At 72.5% G+C, this 25,935-nt stretch carries 4 protein-coding genes; 3 read left to right on the forward strand and 1 reads right to left on the reverse strand.

From position 1 onward, the window contains the following. Positions 1–37 precede the first annotated feature (37 nt). Complete coding sequence (locus IEZ13_RS09085; protein WP_229794568.1) at positions 38–841, forward strand: siderophore-interacting protein; 804 nt, start codon at positions 38–40, stop codon at positions 839–841. Between the two features lie 969 nt (positions 842–1,810). Here IEZ13_RS09085 and entS read toward each other — a convergent pair. Continuing rightward, positions 1,811–3,094 (reverse strand): enterobactin transporter EntS, encoded by a 1,284-nt coding sequence (gene entS, locus IEZ13_RS09090; protein WP_183220243.1) that lies wholly within the window; start codon positions 3,092–3,094, stop codon positions 1,811–1,813. Between the two features lie 100 nt (positions 3,095–3,194). Between entS and IEZ13_RS09095 the strand changes: the two genes are divergently transcribed. Together IEZ13_RS09095 and IEZ13_RS09100 are read left to right on the forward strand one after the other, a co-directional pair. Further along, entirely contained in the window at positions 3,195–23,768 is a 20,574-nt protein-coding gene (locus IEZ13_RS09095) for a non-ribosomal peptide synthase/polyketide synthase (protein WP_183220245.1), read from the forward strand. After that, complete coding sequence (locus IEZ13_RS09100; RefSeq protein ID WP_183220247.1) at positions 23,765–25,906, forward strand: AMP-binding protein; 2,142 nt, start codon at positions 23,765–23,767, stop codon at positions 25,904–25,906. The genes IEZ13_RS09095 and IEZ13_RS09100 overlap by 4 nt, the downstream gene beginning before the upstream one ends. Positions 25,907–25,935 lie beyond the last annotated feature (29 nt).

Consider the following 25,935-nt stretch of genomic DNA (forward strand, 5'->3'; position numbering starts at 1 on the left):
GGTCGTGCCTTTTCATCGCCGCCTACGGAGGAGTTCCGTGCCCGCCACGATCGTCCAGTACGACCTCAAGCCCCGCCTGCTCCAGGTCCGCAACGTCCAGCGGATCACCCCGCGCATGGTCCGCGTGACCCTCGGTGGCGCCGACCTCGACGGCTTCCAGGGACCGGCCCCCGCCGACCACGTCAAGGTCTTCTTCCCGGCCGACGGCGCCGACCTGCCGATCATGCCCACCCTCGGTCCCGAGGGTCTGATCCCGCCGCCGCCCGGCACGCCCCGCCCGGTGTTCCGCGACTACACGGTCCGCGCCCACCGCCCCGGCGAACTCGACCTCGACTTCGTCATCCACGGCGAGGGCCCGGCGTCCACATGGGCCGCCCAGGCGAGCGAGGGCCAGACCGTGGGCATCCTGGGCCCGCGTGGCTCGGTCCTGATCCCGATGGACCTCGACTGGTACCTGATCGCCGGCGACGAGACCGCCCTGCCCGCCGTGGCCCGCTTCCTGGAGCAGATCCCGGCCGGCCGCCGGGTCCTGGCATACGTGGAGGTCGCCGACGCCCTGGAGGAGCAGAGGCTGACCTGGAACGCCGACGTCACCCTGACCTGGCTGCACCGCGACGGCGCCGAACCCGGCACCACCACCCTCCTGCTCGACGCGATCACCGCCACCGAACTCCCGCCCGGCGACGGTTTCGCCTGGACCGCAGGCGAGGCCACCACCCTCAAGCCGATCCGCCGCCACCTCCGCGACGACCGCACCCTGCCCTCGAACGCGATCGACGTGGACGGTTACTGGAAGCGCGGCATCCAAAACCTCGACCACCACGCCCCCGACGAGGACTGACCCCCAACCTCACCCGCCGCTGGCCCCCGTTCCGCGGCGATCTTGGACGCCCGTCCACCGTTTGCGGTGGCCAACCGCCCAAGATCGGCGGGGTGCGCCAGGCGTGTGGATCCCGCCGGTTCCTTGGCGCCTCGCGCTTTCGGAATCACAGTGATCTTGGGCTGTTGACCACCGAAAACGGTGGGCAAACCTCCAAGATCGGCGGTCAGCTCCACCCTGTTCATCTCCACCCGACCGCACTGGGGGAGCAGCGTGAGCGCTTGCTTGTCTGTTGGCGGCTCGTGCTCCTCGATTCACAGCGATCTTGGGTGATTGCCCGAGATTGTCCGGATAGCGCTGATCTTGTCCAGCTGGTCGTCAGTGCTGTCTCGGACCGCTTGAGACGGCTCTCAGTGCCAGCCGGTCGGTTCCGTCTGGTTCCGGGTGCTGTCTCAAGCGCTCCGAGACGGCACCCGGAACCGGCCGGACAAGATCGACCACGGTGCACAATCACCCGAATACGGACAGGCCTGCGGCGGTGGTGAGACGTTCAAGATCGGGACTGGCGTGCGGCGTGAGCGCAGTCTGTCCGTAGGTGACTCGTGCTTCTCGCTCGCGCTTTCCCGATTTGCGCCGATCTTGGGCCTCTGGCCACTGATAGCGGTGGTGAGGCGTCCAAGATCGGGACGGGGTGTGAGGTGCGGGCCCGTTCGTTGGCGACCGCGCTTTCGGATTCACGGCGATCTTGGACGTGTGACCACCGAAAACGGTGGTCACACGTCCAAGATCGAGCCGGGCGGGGTGGGCGGTGGCGCGAGCGCCGGTGCGCGAGCGCCGGTGCGCGAGCGCCCAGGCGTGTGGTGGGTGCGTGGGACCGGGCGTGTGGTGCGCGGGAACTGGGCGTGTGGCGGGTGCGTGGGACCGGGCCTGTGGTGCGCGGGGAACTGGGCGTGTGGTGGTGCGTGCGCGGGGTTCGGGTGGGGGATGGGGTCAGGGTTCGGGGGTGGGGGAAGTGGGGGTGAGGAGGTCGTCGGCGCTCGGGTCGTGGAGGCTGGCGTTGCGTAGGTTGCGGCTGGCCGCGCCGACGCCGAGGGCGCCGGCCGTGCACAGGGCGCCGCCGGCGAGCAGGGCCATCGCCGGGCCGGCTACGCGGGCTGCCAGGGCCACCTCGACGCTGCCGATGGCCGGGCCTACGTTGGTCTGGGCCAGCCACAGGCTGCTCACCCGGCCCTGGAGGTGGTCGGGGGTGTTGTGCTGGAGCAGGGCGCGGCGCAGGATCTCCGAGATGGTGTCCGCGGCGCCGAGCAGGGCAAGGAAGAACAGGGCCGCCCACAGCCAGTCGGCGGTCAGGCCCAGTCCGGCCACGGCCAGGCCGCACGCGGCGGTGGCCCAGATCAGGTGGCGGCCGGTGTGCTTGACCGTGCCGGTCCAGCCGCTGGCCAGAGCGGCGATCATCGCACCCACGCCGGGGGCGGCGTAGAAGAGGCCTAGGACGGTGCCGCCGTCGCCGTACATCTTCTCGGTCAGCTCGGGGAAGATCGCGGTCGGCATCGCGAAGACCACCACGACCATGTCGATCAGCAGCAGGCCGGCGATGAGCCGGTTGGAGGCCACGAACCGCAGGCCGCCGGCGATCGAGCGCAGCGGGCTCTCCTCCTCGAAGTCGCCGGCGGGGGGCTGCGGCCTGATGAAGGCGATCAGCGCCGTGGTGATGAACGTGGCGACCGCGGTGAGGCCGTAGTTCCAGGACAGGCCGGCGAGTTCGGTGAGGCCACCGGCGACCGACGGGCCGACGATCGCGCCCAGTTCGGCGGTGATCGCCATCAGCGCGCCCGCCGCCGGCAGCTGGTCGCGGCCGACCAGGTTGGGTGTGGTGGCCATCAGTGCGGTCGCGGAGAGTCCGTTCAGGACGCTGTTGACCGCCGCGGACAGATAGATCACCCAGAGGTACGGGGTGTCCGCCGACGCGTTCAGAGCCAGCACCGCGAACACCACCACCGCGGAGCCCCTGGCCAGCAGGATCAGCTTCCGGCGGTCCATCCGGTCGGCCAGGATGCCCCCGGCCAGGGTGCCGATCAGCATCGGGATCATGTTGACCACGCTCACCAGTCCCACGTGCCAGGACGAGTGCGTGATTTGCCACACCTGCAGCGGCAGCGCCACGAGGGTCAGGCCGAGGCCGAGTAGGGACACCAGGCGGGCGGCGAACAGGAAACGGAAGTCCCTGCTGGTCCTGAGTGGTGTCACGTCGATGACGAGGTCACCGAGGCGCATCGGCGTCTCCTAGCGGATGAGAAGCGGGTGATCGAAAAGGTGAAGCCAACATAGGTTAGCCTCACCTAAATTGTTCGCCGTTCGCTGGGAGCGCCACACCATGCCCGACCTCCGGGATTCCGCCACCGTCACGATCGGCACCCCGTTGGAGCACACCGGCGCGTACGTCCTCGACGCCGGGCTCCAGCCCGTGCCGTCCGGTGTGGTCGGCGAGTTGTACCTGACCGGGCCGTCGCTGGCACGCGGCTACCGGGGGCGGCCGGCGCTGACCGCCCAGCGGTTCGTGGCCGACCCGTACGGCGACCCCGGCGACCGCATGTACCGTACCGGCGACCTGGTCACGGTCCGCCCGGATGGCGAGATCGAGTACGTGGGCCGCGCCGACCAGCAGGTGAAGGTCCGCGGTTTCCGGGTGGAACTCGGCGAGATCGAGGCAGCCCTGTCCGCGCTGCCCGGTGTGGCCGGCGCGGCCGTCCTGGCGGTGCCCGGCCCGGTGGTCCGCCTGGCCGGTTACGTGGCGGGTGACGTCGATCCCGCCAAGCTGCGCGCCGAACTGGCCGCCACCCTGCCCGACTACCTCGTCCCGGCGGTGATCGTCCGGCTGGACCGGCTCCCGCTCACCCCGAACGGCAAGGTCGACAAGCGTGCCCTCCCGGCGGCCGAGATGCCGGTGGTCGCCGGCCGCGCCCCGGCCACCCCGCTGGAAGCCGCCCTGTGCGCCCTGTTCGCCGACGTCCTCGGCCTGGACACGGTCGGCGCCGACGACGACTTCTTCGCCCTCGGCGGCCACTCACTTCTCGCCACCCGCCTGATCGGACGGCTCCGCGCCGACCTGGGCCGGGAGATCAGCCTGCGCGACCTGTTCGCCGCGCCCACCCCGGCCGGTGTCGCCGCCGCCTCCACCGAGCAGGCCCCGACACGGCCCGCGCTGACCCGCCGCGACCTGCCGGAGACCGTGCCCCTGTCGTACGCCCAGCAGCGCCTGTGGTTCCTGAGCCGCCTCGACGCGGACACCACCGCGTACCACATGCCGTTGATCGCCCGGCTCACCGGCGACCTGGACGTGCCCGCCCTGAATGCCGCCATCGGTGACCTCGCCGGCCGGCACGCCACCCTGCGCACGGTCTTCCCGGCCGGCCCGGACGGCGTCCCCTGCCAGCGCGTTCTCGACGATCGGCCGGTCCTCGGGCGCACCGACGACGTGGCCGCGACGATCCGCGAGCCGTTCGACCTGACCCGCGACCTGCCGCTGCGGGCCGCGCTGCGCCGGATCGACGACACCACTCACGACCTGGTCCTGCTGCTGCACCACATCGCCGGCGACGAGTGGTCGATGAAGCCGCTGATGACCGATCTGGCCACCGCCTACCGGGCCCGCCGCGACGGTCACGCCCCGGACTGGACGGAACTGCCCGTCTCGTACGCCGACTATGCCCTCTGGCAGCGGGAGCTGCTCGCCGCCGCCGAACCCACCCAGATCGCGTTCTGGCGTGACGCCCTGGCCGGCGCCCCCGACGTGATGGACCTGCCCACCGACCGGCCCCGCCCGGCCGTCGCCGGAGGCGAGGGCGCCACCGTCGGCTTCCACCTGCCCGCCGACCTGGCCGACAAGGTGCGCGCCGCGGCCGCCGGCAGCAGCGTCTTCATGGTGCTGCACGCGGGCCTGGCCGCCCTGCTCACCCGGCTCGGCGCCGGCACCGACATCGTGGTCGGCACCCCGGTCGCCGGCCGTGGCGACACCGCCCTCGACGATCTGGTCGGCTTCTTCGTCAACACCCTCGCGCTGCGCACCGACACCTCCGGCGATCCCACCTTCGCCGAGCTGCTGGACCGGGTGCGGCAGACCGATGTGGCCGCTTTCGATCACGCCGACCTGCCGTTCGACCGGCTCGTGGAGCGGCTGAACCCGGCGCGGTCGCTGGCGTACCACCCGCTGTTCCAGACGCTGCTGGTCTACCGGGCGGGGCTGGGGGAGACCCTGGATCTGGCCGGATTGGACGCGGCCATCGAGATCACGCCGGCCGGGGACGCCAAGTTCGACCTGACGGTGAGCGTCGCCGACGGTGGCGCCGGGCAGCCGATGCGCGCCGGGCTGGAGTTTCGGGCCGCGCTGTTCGACCGGGCCACCATGGAGACGTTCGCCGACCGGTTCACCCGGCTGCTGACCGCCGCGGTGGCTGAGCCGGACCTGCCGATCGGCGCGATCGACCTGCTCACCGAGGGTGAGCGGAACGCCGTCCTGCACCGGTGGAACGACACGGACCGTCCCATCGTGCGGGCCACCCTGCCCGGCCTGGTCGCCGAGCGGATCGCCGCCACCCCGGACGCTCCGGCCGTCACCTTCGAGGGTTCGACCCTGTCCTACCGGGAATTCGGCGAGCGGGTCGATACCCTGGCCCGCAGCCTGGTCGCACGGGGTGTCCGGGGACGGATCGTCGCCGTACAGATGCCCCGGTCTTTTGATCTTGTAGTTGCCCTGCATGCGGTGCAGCGGGCCGGTGGCGCGTATCTGCCGATCGACCCCGATCTGCCAGCGGACCGGATCGCGTTCATGCTGGCCGACGCCGACCCCGCGGTGATCTTGACCGGAATTGATCTTCCGGATGCAGCAGTTGATCTTCCGGTGGTCAAAGAGACCGACGCCGCCTACCTCATCTACACCTCAGGATCGACGGGACGGCCGAAGGGCGTGCTCGTCCCGCATGTCGCCATCGTCAACCGCCTGCTGTGGATGCAGCACGAATACGGCCTTCAGCAGGGCGAACGCGTCCTCCAGAAGACCCCGGCCAGCTTCGACGTCTCCGTCTGGGAGTTCTTCTGGCCGTTCCTGGTCGGCGCCCACCTCGTCGTGGCCCGCCCCGACGGCCACCGCGACCCCGCATACCTGGCGGAACTGATCCGCGACGAGCAGATCACCACGGTCCACTTCGTTCCGTCGATGCTCCAGGCCTTCCTCGCTTCACCCGGTGCGGCGACCTGCACCGGACTGCGCCGGATCATCACGTCCGGAGAGGCCCTGCCCGCCGCGCTGGCGGAAGAATGCCTCGCCCTGCTCCCGGCCGAGCTGCACAACCTGTACGGACCCACCGAGGCCGCCGTCGACGTCACCTACTGGCCGTGCGCGCCCGGCGACCAGGTCGTACCGATCGGCCGCCCGGTCTGGAACACCCGCCTCTACGTGCTGGATCGCCACCTCAAGCCGGTCCCGCCGGGCGTCCCCGGCGAGCTGTATCTGGCCGGAATCCAGTTGGCCGACGGCTATCTGGGCCGGGCCGGGCTCACCTCCGAACGGTTCGTCGCCAACCCGTTCGGCGCGGGCCGCATGTACCGCACCGGCGACCGGGCCCGCTGGCGCGCCGACGGCGCCGTCGAATACCTGGGCCGCACCGACGACCAGATCAAACTGCGCGGCTTCCGGATCGAGCTGGGCGAGATCGAGGCCGCCCTGATCGCGGCGTCCGGCGGTCCGGCGGCCGTCGCGGTCCGCAACGACATGCTGGTCGGCTACACGGTCAACCCGGTCGACCTGGAACCGCTGCGCCGCACCCTGCCCGCCTACATGGTCCCGTCCGTGACGGTCCGGCTCGACGCGCTGCCGCTGTCGCCGAACGGCAAACTCGACCGCCGCGCCCTGCCCGCCCCGGCGATCACCGCGACCGGCCGCGCCCCGGAGACCCCGCAGGAACGCACCCTCTGCACGATCTTCGCCGACCTGCTCGGCCTGGACACGGTCGGCGCCGACGACGACTTCTTCGCCCTCGGCGGCCACTCACTTCTCGCCACCCGCATGGTCAGCCGGATCCGCCTCGAACTCGGCGCCGAGATGCCGCTGCGGTCTGTTTTCGAAGCCCCGACGCCCGCGGGACTCGCTCTGCGCCTGACGGCCGCGGGTCCGCAGCGTCCTTCACTGACAGCAGGGGTACGCCCGGAGCGTCTTCCCCTCTCCGCAGCTCAGCAGCGCCTGTGGTTCCTGGACCGCCTGGACGGGCCGAGCGCCACCTACCACCTGCCGCTGGTGCTCAAACTGTCCGGACCGGTCGACGTGCGGGCGCTGGCCGCCGCGATCACCGACCTGACCGTGCGCCACGAGACGCTGCGGACCGTGCTGCGCACCGAGGACGGGGAGGCGTACCAGGAGATCCTCGACCCGATTCCGGTCACGCTGCCGGTGCTGCCGCCGGACGGGTTCGACGCGGCGGTGAACACGCCGTTCCGGCTGGACGCGGAGCCGCCCCTGCGGGCCGCGCTGATCGCCGACGGGCCGGACGAGCACCGGCTGCTCCTGCTGCTGCACCACGTCGCCGGTGACGAGTGGTCCCTCGAACCGCTCTGCTCCGACCTGGCCGTGGCCTATACGGCCCGCGCCGCCGGGATCGCGCCAAGCTTCACCGCGCTGCCGGTGCAGTACGCCGACTACACCCTCTGGCACACCGAGCTGCTGGGCGCGGTCGGCACGGAGCAGACCGAATACTGGACATCGGCGCTCGACGGCCTGCCCGAGGTCCTCGAACTGCCGACCGACCGGCCCCGCCCGGCCGTCGCGTCCAGCGCCGGGCGCCTGCACGGCTTCACCATCCCGGCCGACCTGCACCGCGGGCTGCGCGACCTGGCCAACACCACCGGCACCAGCCTGTTCATGGTCCTCCAGGCCGGACTCGGGGCGCTGCTCACCCGGCTCGGCGCGGGCACCGACCTGCCGATCGGCGTGCCGGTCGCCGGTCGCGCCGACGCCGCCCTGGACCGGCTCGTCGGGTTCTTCGTCAACACGCTCGTGCTGCGCACCGACACCAGCGGCAACCCCGGCTTCCGCGAGCTGCTCGGCCGCGTCCGGGCCGTCGACCTGTCCGCGTACGACCACGCGGACCTGCCGTTCGACCGGGTCGTGGAGGCGGTCAACCCACGCCGGTCGGCCGCGTACAGCCCGCTGTTCCAGGTCATGCTCTCCTACCAGAACGGCATGCAGCAGGCCCCGGTCCTGCCCGGCCTGACTATCGAGATCGCCTACACCGAACCGGAGATCGCCAAGTTCGACCTGACCGTCAGCGTCGCCGAGACCCCCGGCACCGACGGCCTGGCCGGCTACCTCGAATACCGCACCGACCTGTTCGACCCGGCCACCGTTGCCCAGCTCGCCGACCGGTTCACCCGCCTGCTCGCGGCCGCCGTCGCCGCACCTGACCGGCCGATCGGCGACCTCGACATCCTCGCGCCCGCCGAGCGGCCGGTCGCGGCGGCGCCGATCGCGGCCGTCACCGTTCCCGAGGTGCTGGCCGCGCAGGCCCGCCGCACCCCCGACCGAACCGCTGTCACCGACGGTGAACGGGCTCTCTCCTTCGCCGAGCTGGACGTGGCCGTGGAGAGGCTCGCGACCTGGCTCCGCCGACAGGGCGCTCGACCGGAAACGGTCATCGGGCTGCGGCTGCCGCGCGGGGTGGACGCGGTCGTGGCGCTGCTCGGCGTGCTGCGCTCCGGAGCGGCGTCGCTGCAACTCGACCCGTCCTACCCGGATACGCGGATCGCCGCCATGACCGCCGCCGCGAAGCCGCTGCTGGTCCTGGACGCGCTGCCCGCCCTCGACGGGCCGGTCGACGAGATGCCGTACCCGCACTTGGAAACGGCCGCGTACGTGATCTTCACGTCCGGGTCGACCGGCACCCCGAAGGGCGTCGTCGCCACCCACGGCAGCCTCGGCACCCTCTACGCCTCGCACGCCAACCGCCTCTTCCCGGCCGACGGGCTGCGGATCGCCCACACCGCCCCGTTCACCTTCGACTCCTCCTGGGACCCGATCCTGTGGATGGCCGGCGGAAACACCCTGCACGTGGTCGACGGCGACACCTACCGCGACCCGGCGGCGCTGCTCGCCCTGCTGCGCGCCGAACGCGTCGACTACCTCGACTTCACCCCGTCCTACCTGGCCCAGCTCGTCGCGGAGGGCCTGTTCGACGGCGACCACCACCCGGGCATCGTCACGGTCGGCGGCGAGGCCGTCCCGGCCGCCCTCTGGGACCGTCTGCTGGCGCAGCCCGGCCTTCTCGCCATCAACCAGTACGGGCCCACCGAGACCACCGTGGACGGCTACGTCTGGTGGAACAGCGGCGCGGCCGCCACCGCGGGCAGCGCCGTCTACGTCCTCGACGCCGCCCTGCGCCCGGTTCCGGCCGGGGTCACCGGCGAGCTGTACGTCGGCGGCGCCTCGGTGGCCCGCGGCTACCTCGGCGACCCGGCGCTCACCGCCACCCGGTTCGTGGCCGACCCGTACAGCGGCGGCCGCATGTACCGTACCGGCGACCTGGCCCGCTTCGGCTCCGACGGGGTGCTGCGCATCCTCGGCCGCGCCGACGACCAGGTGAAGATCCGCGGCTTCCGGATCGAACCCGCCGAGATCGAGGCGGTGCTGCTCGAACACCCCGCGGTGGTCCAGGCCGCGGTCGTCATCCGCGAGGAGCGTGGCAAACAACTTGTCGCGTACGTGGTGGGCGCCGCCGATCCGGCCACGGTGAAGACGTACGCGGCCGAGCGCCTGCCCGACTACATGGTCCCGGTCGCCGTCGTGGTGCTGGACGCGCTGCCGCGTACCGCCAACGACAAGCTGGACCGCAACGCGCTGCCCGCCCCGGATCTGGCCGTCGAGAACGCGGCCGCCGCCAGCGCCGCCGAGGCTGCCCTCGCACGCCTGTTCGCCGAGGTCCTCGGGGTGCCCGGGATCGGTGTCACGGACGGCTTCTTCGATCTGGGCGGCGACAGCATCTCGTCGATCCAGCTGGTCAGCCGGGCCCGCGCCGCCGGTCTCGTGGTCACCCCGCGCGACGTGTTCACCCACCAGACGCCGCGGGCGCTGGCCGCGGTGGCCCGTGAGCTGGACGGCGCCCCGGTGGAGACGGCCGCCGACGCGCTCGGCGAGATCCCGGCCACCCCGATGTCGGCGTGGCTCGCCTCGCTCGGGCCGGTCACCGCCGGATACCACCAGTCGGTGGTGCTGCGGGTCCCCGCCGGCGCCGACCTCGAACCGGCCCTCACCGCCGTGCTGCGCCGCCACGACCTGCTCCGCGCCCGCCTCGACGGCGACACCCTGACCGTCCCGGACGAGCTGCCCACCGACTGGTTCCGCGCTGTGCCGCTGGTGCCGGTCGCCGCCGAATCGTCGGCCGACCGGGCCGAGGCGGCGCGGCATGGCCGGTCCGACGCGATGTCGGCTGACGGCTCGGGGGCTTCGCCGCATGGCCGGTCCGACGCGGAGCCGGGTGACCGGTCTGAGCCGGTGTGGCAAGGGCGGGTCGATGTCGAGTCGGCGGCCGCGATCGAGCGGCTCGACCCAGGCGTCGGCCGCATGATCCAGGCCATCCACCTCGACCATGGGGACGAGCCCGGCCGCCTGATCCTGGTGATCCACCACCTCGTCGTGGACGGCGTGTCTTGGCGGATCATTCTGGACGATCTGCGGGCCGCCTACGCCGGTACGGCGCTGCTGCGGTCGGGCACCTCGTTCCGGAAGTTCGCGCAGGCCCAGGCGGGCGAGGACCGGTCGGGTGAGCTGCCCTACTGGGAATCGGTGCCGGCCGGGGACGAGCCGCTGCTCGGGTCGCGGCCGCTGGACCCGGCGCAGGACACCACCGCCACCTCCCGCGAACTCACCCTCACACTGCCCGCCGCGGTGACCGGGCCGCTGCTCGGTACGGTGGCCGCCGCCTTCCACGCCGGTGCCAACGACGTGCTGCTCACCGGGCTCACCCGGGCCGTGCAGGCGTGGCGGGGGAGTGCGGACGCGCTGATCGACCTGGAAGGCCACGGTCGCGAGGTGGACGGGCTCGACGCGACAGTGGGCTGGTTCACCACGGTCTACCCGGTTCGGCTCTCCGCTGGCGGGAACGCGGCCACGAGTCTGAAATCGGTCAAGGAGCAGCTGCGCGCCGTACCAGAGAACGGTCTTGGCTTCGGGGTCTTGCGGTGGCTTTCTGGGGCGCTTGCCGATGTGCCCGCTCCGCAGATCGGTTTCAACTATCTGGGGCGGATGCCCGCGCCGGAGGACGTCGATTTCGGGGTGGCGCCGGAGCGTGCCGCCGCCGGTGGGGCGCCGGACATGCCGTTGCCGCACGCCGTCGAGGTGAACGCCGCGACCGTCGGTGGTGAGCTGCGGGCGACCTGGACGTGGGCCGGTGGTGTCCTCGCCGAGGCCGACGTGCGGGCGCTGGCCGAGGCGTGGTTCTCCGAGCTGACCGAAATCGCACAGCTCACCGAGGGTGGGCTGACGCCGTCCGACGTGACCGCCGACGTCACCCAGGGTGATCTGGACGCGCTCGGTGGTGGGCTGGTCGACGTGTGCCCGCTGTCGCCGTTGCAGGAGGGCATGCTCTTCCACTCCGAGTTCGACGCGGACGCACCGGATGTCTATCTGAGCCAGCTCGCCATCGATCTTGCCGGGCCGTTGGATGTGGAGGCGCTGCGGCGGGCGGTGGACGGGCTGTTCGCACGGCACGCCAACCTGCGGGCCTGGTTCGGGCGCACCGGCGACGGGCGGGCGGTCGCCGCGATTCCGGCCACCGTGGACGTGCCGTGGCTGGAGGCCGACTTCGACGATCGCTTCGAGGAACGCGACCGGGCCCGCAAGTTCGACATCACGCGGGCGCCGCTGGCCCGGTTCGCGCTGCTGCGGCAGGGTGAGGACCGGCACCGGCTGCTGTTCAGCAACCACCACGTGCTGCTCGACGGGTGGTCCACGCCGGTGCTGCTCGGGGAGCTGTTCGACCTGTACCGGGGGCGGAGTCTGCCCGCCGCCCCGCAGTACCGCGACTACCTGCGGTGGCTTTCCGGCACCGATCGGGAGGCCTCGCGGCAGGCCTGGCGGACTGCCCTCGAGGACGTCACCCCCACCCTCGTGGCCGGGCCGGCGAACGCCCGCGTGGCGGTTCTGCCCGGCACCGTCACGGTTTCGGTCGACGGGGAGCGGCTGTCGGCCGCGGCCCGGCGGCTCGGTGTCACCCTCAACACCGTCGTGCAGGGCGCCTGGGCTCTTCTGGTCGGGCAGCTCACCGGAAGTACCGACGTGGTGTTCGGGGCCACCGTGTCCGGGCGGCCCGCTGAGGTGCCCGGTGTCGAGACGATGGTCGGGCTGTTCATCAACACCGTGCCCGTGCGGATCCGGATCGATCCGGCCGAGACGCTCGCCCAGCTGTTGCGGCGGGTTCAGGCGGAGCAGGCGGTTCTGCTCGACCACCAGCACCTGAGCCTCGCCGAGGTCCAGCGTCTTGCCGGCGAAGGGGACCTTTTCGACACGCTCGCCGTGTTCGAGAACTACCCGTACGACCCGGAGAAGGCCGCCGAGACCGTCGCCGGGCTGACCATCGGCGCTGTCGCCGGGCGGGACGCCACCCACTATCCGCTGAACGTCACCGTCACCCCGGGTGACGGGCTCCAGGTGCACCTCGACTACCGGCCGGACTGCTTCACCGCTGAGGCCGCCGGTGTCATCGCGGTACAGCTCGCCACCCTGCTCGACACGATCGGCGCTGACACCGGGCGCCGGGTCGCCGCGACAAGCGTCGTCACCGCCGACTCGGCCCAGCACGCCCGCTCCGCACAGCCGTTCACGCCGGTGACCGTGTTGCCGTCCTCGCCGGGTGCCGCGCAGCGGTTCACGCCGATCACCTCGTGTCTGGCCGAGCACACGGGCACCGCCGTCGTCGGTCCGGACCGGACGCTCACCTTCGCCGAACTCGACGCCGAGTCCAACCGGGTGGCCAACGCGCTGCTCGCCCTCGGAGCCGGGCCGGAGACGGTGGTGGCGCTGCGGTTGCCGCGCGGCGCGGACGCGATCGTCGCCCTGTTCGGCGTGCTCAAGGCCGGTGCGACCGCGCTGCCGATCGACGCCGCCTACCCGGCCGACCGCGTGGCGCTCATGCTCGCTGACGCGCGGCCGGTGGTCACCCTCGACGCGCTGCCGTCCGGCGGCGCGGCAACGCCGCCGCCGGTCTCGCCGGGGTCCGGCCAGGCGGCCTACATCATCTACACATCGGGATCCACCGGTACGCCCAAGGGCGTCGTCGTCAGCCACGGCTCCATTGCGAACCTGCTAGCCGGGCACCGCCGTGACCTTTTCCCGTCGGCCAGCCGACTTCGGGTCACGCATACCGCCTCGTTCGGGTTCGACGCCTCCTGGGACCCGATCCTGTGGATGCTCGCCGGGCACGAGCTGCACGTCCTCGACGATTACGCCGACCCGGACGTGTTCCTCGCCTACCTGCGCGAACACCGGATCGACGGGATCGACTTCACCCCCGCCTACCTGGAGCAGCTCGTCGACCGCGGCCTGCTCACCGGCCCCGGCCACGTGCCGTCCGTGGTTTCGGTCGGCGGCGAAGCGGTGCCGCCGGGGCTGTGGCGGACGCTGCTCGACGCCGGGGTGCGGGCCCTCAACCTGTACGGGCCGACCGAGTACACGGTCGACGCGTACCAGTGGACCGCCGACGGTGGCACACCGATGGCCGGAACCACCGTGCGGGTCCTCGACGCCGCGCTTCGCCCGGTGCTGCCCGGCGTGACCGGCGAGCTGTACCTGACCGGTCCCGGCCTCGCCCGCGGCTACCTCAACCGGCCCGGCCTGACCGCCGAACGTTTCGTCGCCGACCCGTACGGCTCCGGCCGCATGTACCGCACCGGCGACCTGGCCCGCTTCGCCGACGCCCGGCTCGAACTGCTGGGCCGCGCCGACGACCAGGTGAAGATCCGTGGCTACCGGATCGAGCTGGGTGAGGTCGAGGCCGCGCTGGCCGCCCTGCCTGGCGTGATCCAGGCGGTCGCCATGGTCCGCGAAGACCATCCCGGGGTACGGCGACTCGTCGGCTACGTCGTCGGATCCGCCGATGTGGCCCTGCTGCGCGACCGGCTGCCCGACTACATGGTCCCGTCGGCGATCGTCACCCTCGGCGCGTTCCCGCTCACCCCGTCCGGCAAGGTGGACCGGCGTGCCCTGCCCGCCCCGGCGCAGCCGGTCAGCGCCTCCCGTTCGCCGCGCACCGACGCCGAACGCCTGATTCAGACCCTGGTCGGCGAGGTGCTCGGGGTGTCCGCCGGGATGACCGACAGCTTCTTCGACCTCGGCGGCGACAGCATCTCGTCGATCCAGCTGGTCAGCCGGGCCCGCGCGGCCGGTCTCATGCTCACCCCACGACAGGTCTTCGAGGAACGTACGGTCGAGGCGCTCGCTGCCGTAGCAGTGCCGGTCACCGCCGATCGAGCCGAGCCACGCGACGCGGCCTACGGCACGATTCCGGCCACCCCGATCATCCGGTGGCTGCGCGACCTGACCGGCGGCGACGTCGCTCTGGCCGCCGGCTACAGCCAGGAGATCCTGGTCCACCTGCCCGACGGTCTCACCGACGACACCTTGCGGTCGGCCCTACAGGCGGTCTACGACGCCCACGACCTGCTCCGTGCCAGCCTCACCGATGGCTGGGACCTGTCGGTGCCCCCGCCCGGCGCCGCTGTCCCGTTCCGGGTGGCCGGTGCCGATGTGGCCACCGAGCTGACGTCGGCCCAGCAGCGCCTCGACCCGGCCGCCGGCCGCATGTTCGAGGCCGTCCGCCTGCGGCTGAACGAAGGCGACCGCCTGCTTCTGGTCATCCACCACCTGGTCATCGACGAGGTCTCCTGGCGCATCCTGCTCCCCGACCTGGCCGCCGCCTGCGAAGGCCACCCGGTCACCCCGGCCGGCACCTCCTTCCGCCGCTGGACCGCCCTCCTCCAGACCCGCAACGAGGCCCTCTCACCGGCTGGCGGTGACGGCGGTGCTCCGACCGGCGGTGACGGCCGGACCTCGGCTGGTCGTGGTGGTGATTTGGCCGGCCACGACGAGGGTTCTTCTTCCGGGCTCGACCGCGGTCTCGGCGGTGCGGGTGGCAAGGCCGAGGTCCGCTTGTGGGCAGCGGCGACGGCCGCCGCGGCTCCGCTCGGGGACCGGCCGCTCGACCCTGCTGTGGACACCACCGCCACGCTGCGGCGGCTGGAGATCAGCGTTCCGGCGGAGCCGTTGCTGTCGGCGGTGCCGGCGGCGTTCTACGGCAATCCGGAGGATGTGCTGCTCACCGGGCTCGCCCGAGCGCTGCCCGGTTGGCGGCGGGCGTACGGCTACGGCGATGACACCGTGTCTGTGGTGGATCTGGAGAGCCATGGCCGCGCGGATCTTCCACACGCCGACACGGCCCGGACGGTCGGCTGGTTCACCAGCCTCTACCCGGTCCTGCTCGACCCGGGCAGCGGTGACGCCGCCACCTCGCTGAAGCGGATCAAGGAGCAACTGCGGGCCGTACCGGATCGGGGGGTCGGTTTCGACGGCGGCAGCACCGGGCCGATCTGCTTCAACTACCTCGGGCGGGCCGGGTCGTTCACCGGCGAGCCGTGGTCGCCCGCGCCGGAGTCGTCGCAGTTGCGGGGCGGCGCGCGGGAGCTGCCCGTGGCGTACCCCCTCGAAGTGAACGCCGACATCCGCGACGGCGATCTCGTCGCCGTGCTGACCTGGCCCGATGGGGTGTTGACCGAGGCCGCGGTGGCCGACCTCGCCGAGCGCTGGCAGGACGCCCTGCGTGAGCTGGCCGCCGTCGAGCGCGGCGGCCGGACCCCCTCCGACCTGCCACTGGTGAGCCTCACCCAGGCCGAGATCGACGAGATCGAGGCAGCCCACCCGGATCTGGCCGACGTGCATCCGCTGTCGCCGCTCCAGCAGGGCATGGTCTTCCACACCCTGCTCGACGACTCCGGCCCGGACGTCTACGTCACCGAACTCACCATCGACCTGACCGGACCGCTCGACGAGGACCGGCTGCGCGCCGCCCTCGACACCGTCCTGTCCCGCCACGAGAACCTGCGGATCGCCGTGCACCGCACCGCCGCCGGCTCGGTCGTCGCGGTCGTCCCGCGAACCGCCACCGTGCCGTGGTCGGAGACAATCCCGGACCGCTTCGACCTGGCCACCGCCCCGCTGATCCACGCCAGCCTGTCCGAAAGCGGCAGCACCAGCGGTTTCGCGCCGGGGGCAGCGGCCGAGAGTGGCGGCACCAGCAGTTCCGCGTCGGGGGCAGTGGCCGAAAGCGGCGACGCCGTGACGGCGGCCGGGCGGCGGCTCACCATCACCAGCCATCACCTGCTGTTGGACGGATGGTCGACGCCGCTGTTCATCGGGGAGCTGATGGCCGCCTACCAGGGTGGCGACCTGCCCAAGGTCGCGCCGTTCCGGCGCTACCTGACTTGGCTGAACGAGCAGGACCCGCAAGTATCCCGCCAAGCGTGGCAGCTGGCGCTGGACGGCGCCGAGCCGTGTCTCGCGGCCGCCGCCGGGCACCGCGAGCCGATCCACCCGGCCGAGATCACCGTCGGGCTGGACGTGGCGCTCGACGACGCGGCCCGCACCCTCGGCGTCACCATGAACACCGTCGTACAGGGCGCCTGGGCCATGCTGCTGGCCGGGCTCACCGGCCGCGACGACGTCATCTTCGGCGCGACCGTCTCCGGCCGCCCGCCGGAGGTGGACGGCGTCGAGCGGATGATCGGCCTGTTCATCAACACCGTCCCGGTACGGGTGCGGCTGCACCCGGGCGAGACCCTCGCCCGACTGCTCACCCGCATCCAGGCCGAGCAGGCCGCTCTCACCGCCCACCACCACGTCGGCCTCACCGAGATCCAGCGGCTGGCCGGCGGGGGCGAGCTCTTCGACACCCTGGCCGTGTTCGAGAACTACCCGTTCGACCCGGACCAGGCGGCCCGGGACGCCGACGGCCTGACCATCACCGGCGTGGGCGGCAGCGACGCCACCCACTACCCGCTGAGCCTGTCGGTGATCCCCGCCGAGACCCTGGAGCTGCACCTCGAATACCGTCCGGACTGCTTCACCGCCGACCGGGTCACCGAACTGGGGGAGCGGCTCTCCCAACTGCTCACCGCCTTCGCGACCGAAGCGAGCCAGTTGGTCGGCCGGGTGCCGAACCCGGGTGCGGCAGTGCCCGTGACCGGCCCGGAGGTCGGCGAGAAGCCGTTGCTGCCGGCCGTTTTCGCCACCACGGTGGCCGAGAACCCGGACGTGCCCGCACTGGTCGCGGGGCAGACGCGACTGACGTTCGCGCAGCTCGACGCCGCGTCGAACCGGCTGGCGAGGTGGCTGATCGCCCAGGGCGCCGGGGCGGAGACGTACGTCGGTCTGCGGCTGCCCCGCGACGAGTCCTACGTGATCGGCCTGCTGGCCGTGCTCAAGTCGGGCGCGGCCGCCCTGCCGATCGACACCGCCTATCCGGCCGACCGGGTGGCGCTCATGCTGGACGACACCCGCCCGGTCGTGGTCCTGGACGAAGACGGGCTGCCCGACCTGGACGGCTACGACGAGGGCCCGCTGGAGACCCGGATCGACCCGAACCAGACCGCGTACGCCATCTTCACCTCCGGCTCGACCGGCCGCCCGAAGGGCGTGGCGGTCACCCACGCCGCCATCGCCAACCTGCTCGCCTCGCACCGCGCCGGCGTGTTCACCGAGCAGCGGCTGGCGATCGCCCACACCACCTCGTTCTCGTTCGACGCCGCCTGGGACCCGATCCTGTGGCTGTTCGCCGGCCACGAGCTGCACGTGCTCACCGACGACGTCTACCGCGACCCCGAGTCGATGGCGGCCTACGTCGACACGCACCGGATCGGCTACCTCGACTTCACCCCGGCCCACCTGGGCCAGCTGCTCACCGCGGGCCTGCTGGGCGAGGGCCGGCACCGCCCGAGCGTGGTGTCGGTCGGCGGCGAGGCGGTCCCTGACACCCTGTGGCGGCAGTTGACCGCGATCGACGGCCTGACCGTCAACAACCTGTACGGCCCCACTGAGTACACCGTCGACGCCTGGCACTGGCAGTCCACCGGCCGGTCCCGGCCGATCGCCGGCACCCGCACGTACATCCTGGACGGCGCGCTGCGGCCGGTCCCGCCGGGCGTGCCGGGCGAGCTGTACCTGGCCGGCGCCGGTCTGGCCCGCGGCTACCTGAACGCGGCCCGCACCGCCGAACGGTTCGTCGCCGACCCGTGGCAGACCGGCGAGCGGATGTACCGCACCGGCGACCTGGCCATGTGGGAGCCGGCCGGCAACCTGCGACTGCTGGGCCGCACCGACGACCAGGTGAAGATCCGCGGCTACCGGATCGAGCTGGGCGAGGTGGAGGCCGCCCTGGCCGCGCTGCCCGGCGTCGACCAGGCGGTCGTGGTGGTCCGCACCGAGGGCGCTCGCCGCCTGATCGGCTACGTGACGGGCGAGGTGATCGTCGCCGAGCTGCGCGAACGTCTGGCGGGAACGCTGCCCGACTACATGGTTCCGGCCATCATCGTCCACCTCGGCGAGCTGCCGCTGACGGTCAGCGGCAAGGTCGACCGGGCCGCGCTGCCCGCCCCGGACCTCGCGGCGACCACGAAGAGGGAGCCCGTCACCGCGGCCGAGCGGATCCTGTGCGACCTGTTCGCCCAGCTCCTCGGCCTGGACGCGGTCGGAGCCGACGACGCGTTCTTCGACCTGGGCGGCGACAGCATCTCGTCGATCCAGCTGGTCAGCCGGGCCCGCGCGGCCGGGCTGGCGATCACCCCGCGGCAGGTGTTCGACCACCGCACCCCGGCCGGGCTGGCCGCGGTGGCCGGCGCGGTCCGCGACGACGCCGAGCCGCGCGCCGAGGCGTTCGGCGAGGTGCCGTTCACGCCGATCATGCACTGGCTGCACGAACTGGGCGCCGGCACGCGCGGTTTCAGTCAGGCCGTGATGATCTCGTGTGAGAAGGAGAACCTGACAGCCGCCCTCCAGGCTCTGCTGGACACCCACGACCTGCTGCGCGCCCGAACCGACGGCACGCGGCTGATCGTGCCGCCGCCGGGCACGATCGCGGCGGCGGACGTGCTGAGCGAGTGGTCCGGTGACTGGGCCGCCGACGCCCGCCGGGCACAGGCCGGATTGGACCCCGACGCCGGGATCATGCTGCGTGCCGTCCACGGCGACGGCCGCCTGCTGCTGGTCGCCCACCACCTGGTCGTCGACGCGGTGTCGTGGCGGATCCTGCTGCCCGACCTGGAAGCGGCCCAGGTCGGCCGGCGGCTGGAGCCCGCGCCGACGTCGTTCCGCCGCTGGTCGCGCCGCCTGTCCGAGGAGGCCGCGAGCAGGCGTGACGAGATCCCGGCGTGGCGGCGCATTCTTGCCGGTGACAACACCCCATTGGGCGTACGCCCACTCGGGCCCCAGGACACCACGGCCACCATGCGTCACCTGCGCCGGACACTGACCGGGGCGGCGCCGCTGCTCACCACGATCCCGGCCGCGGTACACGGCAACGTGGACGACGTGCTGCTGACCGCCCTGGCCGACGCGTTCGGCCGCCCGTCGATCCTGGTCGACCGGGAGACCCACGGCCGCGAGGACCTGGGTCTGGACACCTCCCGCACGGTCGGCTGGTTCACCAGCGTCCACCCGGTCCGCATCTCCGCCGGCGGCTCGATCAAGCGGGTCAAGGAGGAACTGCGGGCCGTCCCCGGCTCGGGCATCGGCTACGGGCTGCTCCGCTACCTGGACGGCGAACTGGCCGACACCGCCCAGCCGCAGATCGCCTTCAACTACCTGGGCCGGGCCGTGGCCGCCGCCGAAGGCAGCGCCGGAATCGGCGAGGGTGGGGCCGACGCCGACATGCCGGCCACCCACGTCATCGAGATCAACGCGGAGGCGTCCCCGGACGGCACCGAACTGGTCGCCGACTGGTCCTGGCCGGACGGCGTGCTGACCGAGGAGCAGGTAGCCGCCTACGCCGACGCCTGGTTCACGGCACTGGAGCGGCTGGGCGGCGAACACGGCGAACACGGCCACACTCCGTCCGACTTCCCGCTGGTCAGGACGGGCCAGCCGGAGATCGACCGCCTCGAGGCCGCCTATCCCGGGTTCACCGACCTGCTGCCCGCCTCGCCGTTGCAGGAGGGCCTCGCCTACCACGCCGAGCTGGGCGCCGACGTCTACACCGTGCAGCTCGCCTTCGACCTGGAGGGCGACGTCGACGCGGCGCGACTGCGCACGGCCGCCCGCGATCTGCTGCGGGCCCACCCCAACCTGGCCGCCGGCTTCATCCAGGCCGAGCACGGCCTGCTCGCCGTGATCCCGGCCGACCCGGAACCCGGATGGCGGGAACTCGACGCACCCACGGATGCCGACTGTGAGCGGGCGGCCGAGGAGGACCGGGCGCCGTTCGACCTGGCCGCGCCCCCGCTGTTCCGGTTCACCCTGCTGCGGCGGGGCCCGGGACGCAGCCGCCTGCTGATCTCCAACCACCACATCCTGCTCGACGGCTGGTCCACACCGCTGCTGGTCGGCGACCTGTTCGCCCGGTACGCCGGACAGCGGCCGGCCGCGGTCACCCCGTACCGGGAGTATTTGACATGGCTGGCCGGGCAGGACCCGGCGGCGGCGCACGCGGCCTGGGCCGACGCCCTGGAGGGCCTGGACCGGCCCACCCGGGTCGCCCCGGACACGCCGCCCGCGCTGACCGTGCAGGAACAGCACGAGGTGACGCTGCCGGAGGAGCTGACCGCGGCCCTGACCGGCTGGGCCCGGACCCGCGGGCTCACCCTGAACACCGTGGTCCAGGGCGTGTGGGCGCTGCTGCTCGGCCAGCTCACCGGCCAGGACGACGTGGTGTTCGGCACCACCGTGTCCGGCCGTCCGGGCGGTCTGCCCGGCGTCGAGGACATGATCGGCCTGTTCATCAACACCGTTCCGGTACGCGTCCGCCTGAACCCCGCGCGGACGGTCGGCGACTACCTGGACACCGTGCAGCGGGAACAGTCCCGGCTGCTCGACCACCAGCACCTCGGCCTGGCCGAAATCCAGCGGATCGCCGGATCGGGCGAGCTGTTCGACACCCTCGCCGTGTTCGAGAACTACCCGTTCGACGCCGAGAAGGCGCGGCAGACGTTCGCCGGGCTGCGGATCACCGGGGTCGTCGACGAGGACACCACGCACTATCCGCTCGCCCTGGCCGTGAACCCGGGCGACCGTCTGGTGCTGCAACTGCGCTACCGGTCCGACGCCTTCACCACGGCCGAGGTCGAGGTGTTCGGCGAGCGGCTGCATGCCCTGTTCCGTGCGGTGCCGGACGCCGCCGCCACCCCGATCGGCCGGTTGTCGCTGCTCACCGCCACCGAGGCGGCGGAACTGTCCGGGTTCACCGGCCGGGCCGGCGGCTACCCGCCGCGGACCGTCGCCGAACTGTTCGCCGCGCACCAGCGGCCGGACGAGACCGCCGTGGTCTGCGAGGACCGGCGGCTCACCTACGCCGAACTGGACGCCGCCTCCAACCGGCTGGCCCGGGTGCTGCGCGGGCACGGTGCCGGCCCGGAGCGGACCGTGGCGCTGGCCCTGCCCCGCGATGTCGAGATGGCGGTCGCGGTGCTGGCCGTCGCCAAGGCGGGCGCCGCGTACCTGCCGATCGACCCGGCCTACCCGGCGGCCCGGATCGCGCACATGCTCACCGACGGCCGCCCGGTCGTCGGCCTGGCCACTCGGGCCACCGCGGCGGCGCTGCCCGGTGTCGAGACGCTGCTCATGGACGATCTCGACGAGACCTACGACAGCCCGCTCGACGTCCCCGTGGATCCGCGCCACCCGGCGTACGTGATCTACACGTCCGGGTCGACCGGCCTGCCGAAGGGCGTCGTCGTCACCCACGAGGGCGTCGCCGCACTGCTCGCCACCGCACGCGAGTCGTTCGGCGTGGACCAGAACTCGAGGGTGCTCCAGTTCGCGTCGATCAGCTTCGACCTGGCGTTCTTCGAGCTGGCGATGGGCCTGCTCACCGGCGCCCGGTCGATCATCGTGCCGTCCGCCCGCCGGGTGGCGGACAATGCGCTGACCGACTACATCACGTCGAACGGCGCCACCCACATCGCGCTGCCACCCGCGGTGCTCGGCGCGCTGCCGCCGGACGCCGAGCTGCCCGCCGGGGCCGTGCTGCTGTGCGGAACCGAGGCGGTCACCCCGGAACTGGCCCGGCGGTGGGGCGAGCGGATGCGGTTCATCGACGCCTACGGGCCGACCGAGGCGACGGTCAACTCCACCCTGTGGGAGTACCGGCGCGGCTGGGACGGCGCCCGCGTCCCGATCGGCGTCCCCGACCCGGGGACGACCGCGTACATCCTGGACAAGGCCCTGCGGCCGGTCCCGGTGGGCGTCAAGGGCGAGCTCTACCTGGGTGGTCCCGGTCTGGCCCGGGGGTACGCGGGACGCCCCGCCCTGACAGCGGAACGGTTCGTCGCCAACCCGTGGGAGCCGGGACAGCGGATGTACCGCACCGGCGACGTGGTGTCCTGGCGGGAGAACGGTGACATCGACTTCTTCGGCCGTTCCGACGACCAGATCCAGTTGCGCGGCTTCCGGGTCGAACTCGGCGAGATCGAGGCGGCGCTGGCCGAGCAGCCGGAGGTACGCCAGGCGGCCGTGATCCTGCGCACCGACCACGGCATCAAACGGCTCGTCGGCTACGTGGTCCTCGACCGCCCGGCCGGTGACCTGCGGGAACGCCTCGCCGCCACCCTTCCGGAGCACATGGTCCCGGCGGCCGTGGTCGAGCTGGACGCGCTGCCGCTCACCCCGAACGCCAAGCTGGACCGTCGGGCGCTGCCCGCGCCGGAGTTCACCGTGGGCGGCAGCGGACGGCCGCGTACCGCCACCGAGCGCCTGGTCTGTGGTGTGTTCGCCGAGGTGCTGGGCCTGGAGCAGGTGGGCGTCCAGGACGGCTTCTTCGACCTGGGTGGGCACTCGCTGCTGGTGGTGCGGGTGCAGATGGCGTTGCGGGGTGTGGTGACGGTGCCGGACATCATCGCCAACCCGACCCCGGCCGCCCTGGCGAGGCTGATCGACTCCGGCGCCGAACCGGGGGCCGCGCTGCGCCCGCTGCTGCCGCTGCGCCCCACCGGCGACGGGGAGCCGCTGTTCTGCGTGCACCCGGCCGCCGGGCTGGGCTGGTCGTTCGCCGGGCTGGCCCGGTACACGAGACGGCCCGTCCACGCGTTGCAGGCCCGCAGCCTGACCGAACCCGGGCACACCCCGACCGCCGAGGAGATGGCCGCCGACTATCTCGCGCTGATCCGCGAGATCCAGCCGGACGGCCCCTACCACCTCGTCGGCTATTCGCTGGGCGGGACGGTGGCGCACCTGATGGCCACCGAGCTGCGCCGCGCGGGGCAGGACGTGCGTCTCGCCCTGCTCGACGCGTACCCCGGAAAGGAAGAAAGCGCAGACACCGGCCCGGCGGCCGGCGACGGCCTGGAGTTCCTCCTCGCGCTGTCCGACCTGGACGCCCTGCCGGCGGACCGCGACGAGGCGTTCGCCGCGCTCAGCGGATCGGGGGTTCTGGCCGGCCTCGGACGGCCCGCCCTGGAGGCGATCGAGGCCAACCTCGCGGCCGCCGGTGGGCAGGTCAACGGCGCCGCGCTCGGCTTCTTCGACGGCGAGTTGCTGTTGTTCACGGCGGCGAACGAGGAAGCGGACGACGCGTTCCGGGCGGACGCCTGGGAGAAGCACGCCGCATCGGTACGGGTGGTGCCCGTGCCCTGCACCCACGACGAGATGACCGACCCGGCCGCGCTCGCGCTGATCGGCCCGGAGCTGGCGAACACCTGGGAGATCGACCGATGACCGAACACCTGCGGCTGTCCCCGGCCCAGTCCCCGCTCTGGTACGCCCAGCAGCTCGACCCGGCCAGCCCGGTCTACAACACCGCCGACTACGTGCGCATCGAGGGCCCGCTCGACGTGGCGAGATTCGAGGCGGCCGTCCGTCGGATGGTCGGCGAGGCGGAGTCGCTGCACACCCGGTACGGCTCCGACGACGCCGGCCCGTGGCAGGTGATCGACCCGCGGCCGTTCCCGTTCCCGGTCCGCGAGTGCGGCGAGGACGAGGCGCTCGCCTGGATGCGGGCGGACGTCCGTGCCCCGGTGGACCTGGCCGAGGGCCCGCTGTTCGCGCAGGCGCTGTTCCGGATCGGCCCGGAGACGTGGCTGTGGCACCAGCGGATCCACCACATCGCCATCGACGGGTTCGCGTTCTCCATGCTGGCCCGCCGGGTCGCCGACCTGTACACGACGGGGGAGGGGCGGCCGTTCCGCCCGTTCGCGACCGTTCTCGACGTGGCCGACGCCTACGTCGCCTCGCCGAAGCACCCGGCCGACCGGGAGTTCTGGCGCGGCTACCTGGACGGGATGCCGGAGCCGGCCGCGTTGGCCGCCCCGGCCCCGGTCGCCGACCACACGGTCCGGGCGGTCACCCGGATCGGCCCCGACCGGGCCGCCGAGCTGAAGGGCCTCGGCGTCGGCTGGCCGGAGCTGTTCGCCGCGGCCACCGCCGCCTACCTGCACCGGATGACCGGTACGACCGAGGCCGTCCTCGGTCTGCCGGTGATGGGCCGCCTCGGCACCCCGCTGCTGCGGGTTCCGGCGATCGTGATGAACATCGTGCCGCTGCGGGTGCCGGTCCGTCCCGACCAGACGCTGCCCGGCCTGGCCCGGCAGATCGCCGCCGAGATCAGGCGGTCCCGGCCGCACCACCGCTACCGGCATGAGCAGATGCGGCGTGACCTGGGGCTGGTCGGCAGCGACCGGCGGCTGTTCGGTCCGGTGGTCAACGCCATGCCGTTCGACAACGACCTGCGGTTCGGCACAGCGGCCGGCACCATGCACAACATTTCGGCCGGGCCGGTCGAGGACCTGGCGCTGGGCATCCGCGACTTCGGCGACGGCACCGGGATGAGCCTGGAGGTGGACGGCAACCCGGCCCGGTACACGTCGTCCGGCCTGGCCGATCATCTCGACCGGCTGTTGCGCCTGCTGGCCGAGCCGGAGACGCCGCTGGGCCGGCTGCGGCTGGGCCCGGCGGTCGCGCCGCGCCGTCCGGTGTGGCGGGATCGAGTCGTCACGCCGGTTCTGGACCGGATCGCCGCGCAGGTGGAGTCGACCCCGGATGCGGGGGCGGTCGAGCAGGGCGGGACGCGGTACACGTACGCCGCATTGTGGGCGAAAGCCGGCGCCGTCGCCGCCGGCCTGGCCCGTCGCGGGGTCGAGCCGGACAGTCTGGTGGCCGTGCGAATGCGACGGGAGCCGGACGCGATCGTGGCGATCCTGGGCGTGCTGCTGGCCGGTGCGGCGTATCTGCCGATCGACCCGGACGGCCCGGCGGGACGCAACACCGATGTGCTGGAGGATGCGCGGCCGGCCGTGATCATCGACTCGGCAGTGGCCGGACCCGGGGTGGTGCACCGGAACGTGCCGGAGGACGCGCTCGCCTACGTGATCTACACCTCGGGTTCGACCGGCCGCCCCAACGGCGTGGAGATCAGCCGGGGCGCCCTGTCGCAATTCGTGGCGGCCGCCACCCACCGGTACGGGTTCACCGAACGTGACCGGGTGCTCCAGTTCGCGGCCCTCCACTTCGACGCCAGTGTGGAGGAGATCTTCGGCACTCTCTCGACCGGTGGGACGCTGGTGCTGCGCGAGCCCGAGATGCACGCCTCGGCCGAGACGTTCCTGAAAGCATGCGCGGAGCTGCGACTCACCGTGCTCGACCTGCCGACCGCGTTCTGGCACGAACTGGTGCACGCCCTCCTCACCCAGGACATCAGGGTCCCGGATTCAGTACGCACAGTGATCATCGGTGGCGAGGCGGCGCTGCCCGACCGGGTCGCCGCGTGGCAGAGAATCGCCCCGAATGTCCAGCTCTTCAATACCTACGGGCCGACCGAATCCACTGTGGTGGCCACCTCCGCGTCGATCGGACGTTAGGTAAGCCTTACCTCATGTGGTAGAAACTC

The sequence above is a fragment of the Actinoplanes campanulatus genome, from assembly GCF_014647795.1.
In the GTDB taxonomy this organism is placed as follows: Bacteria; Actinomycetota; Actinomycetes; order Mycobacteriales; family Micromonosporaceae; genus Actinoplanes; species Actinoplanes campanulatus.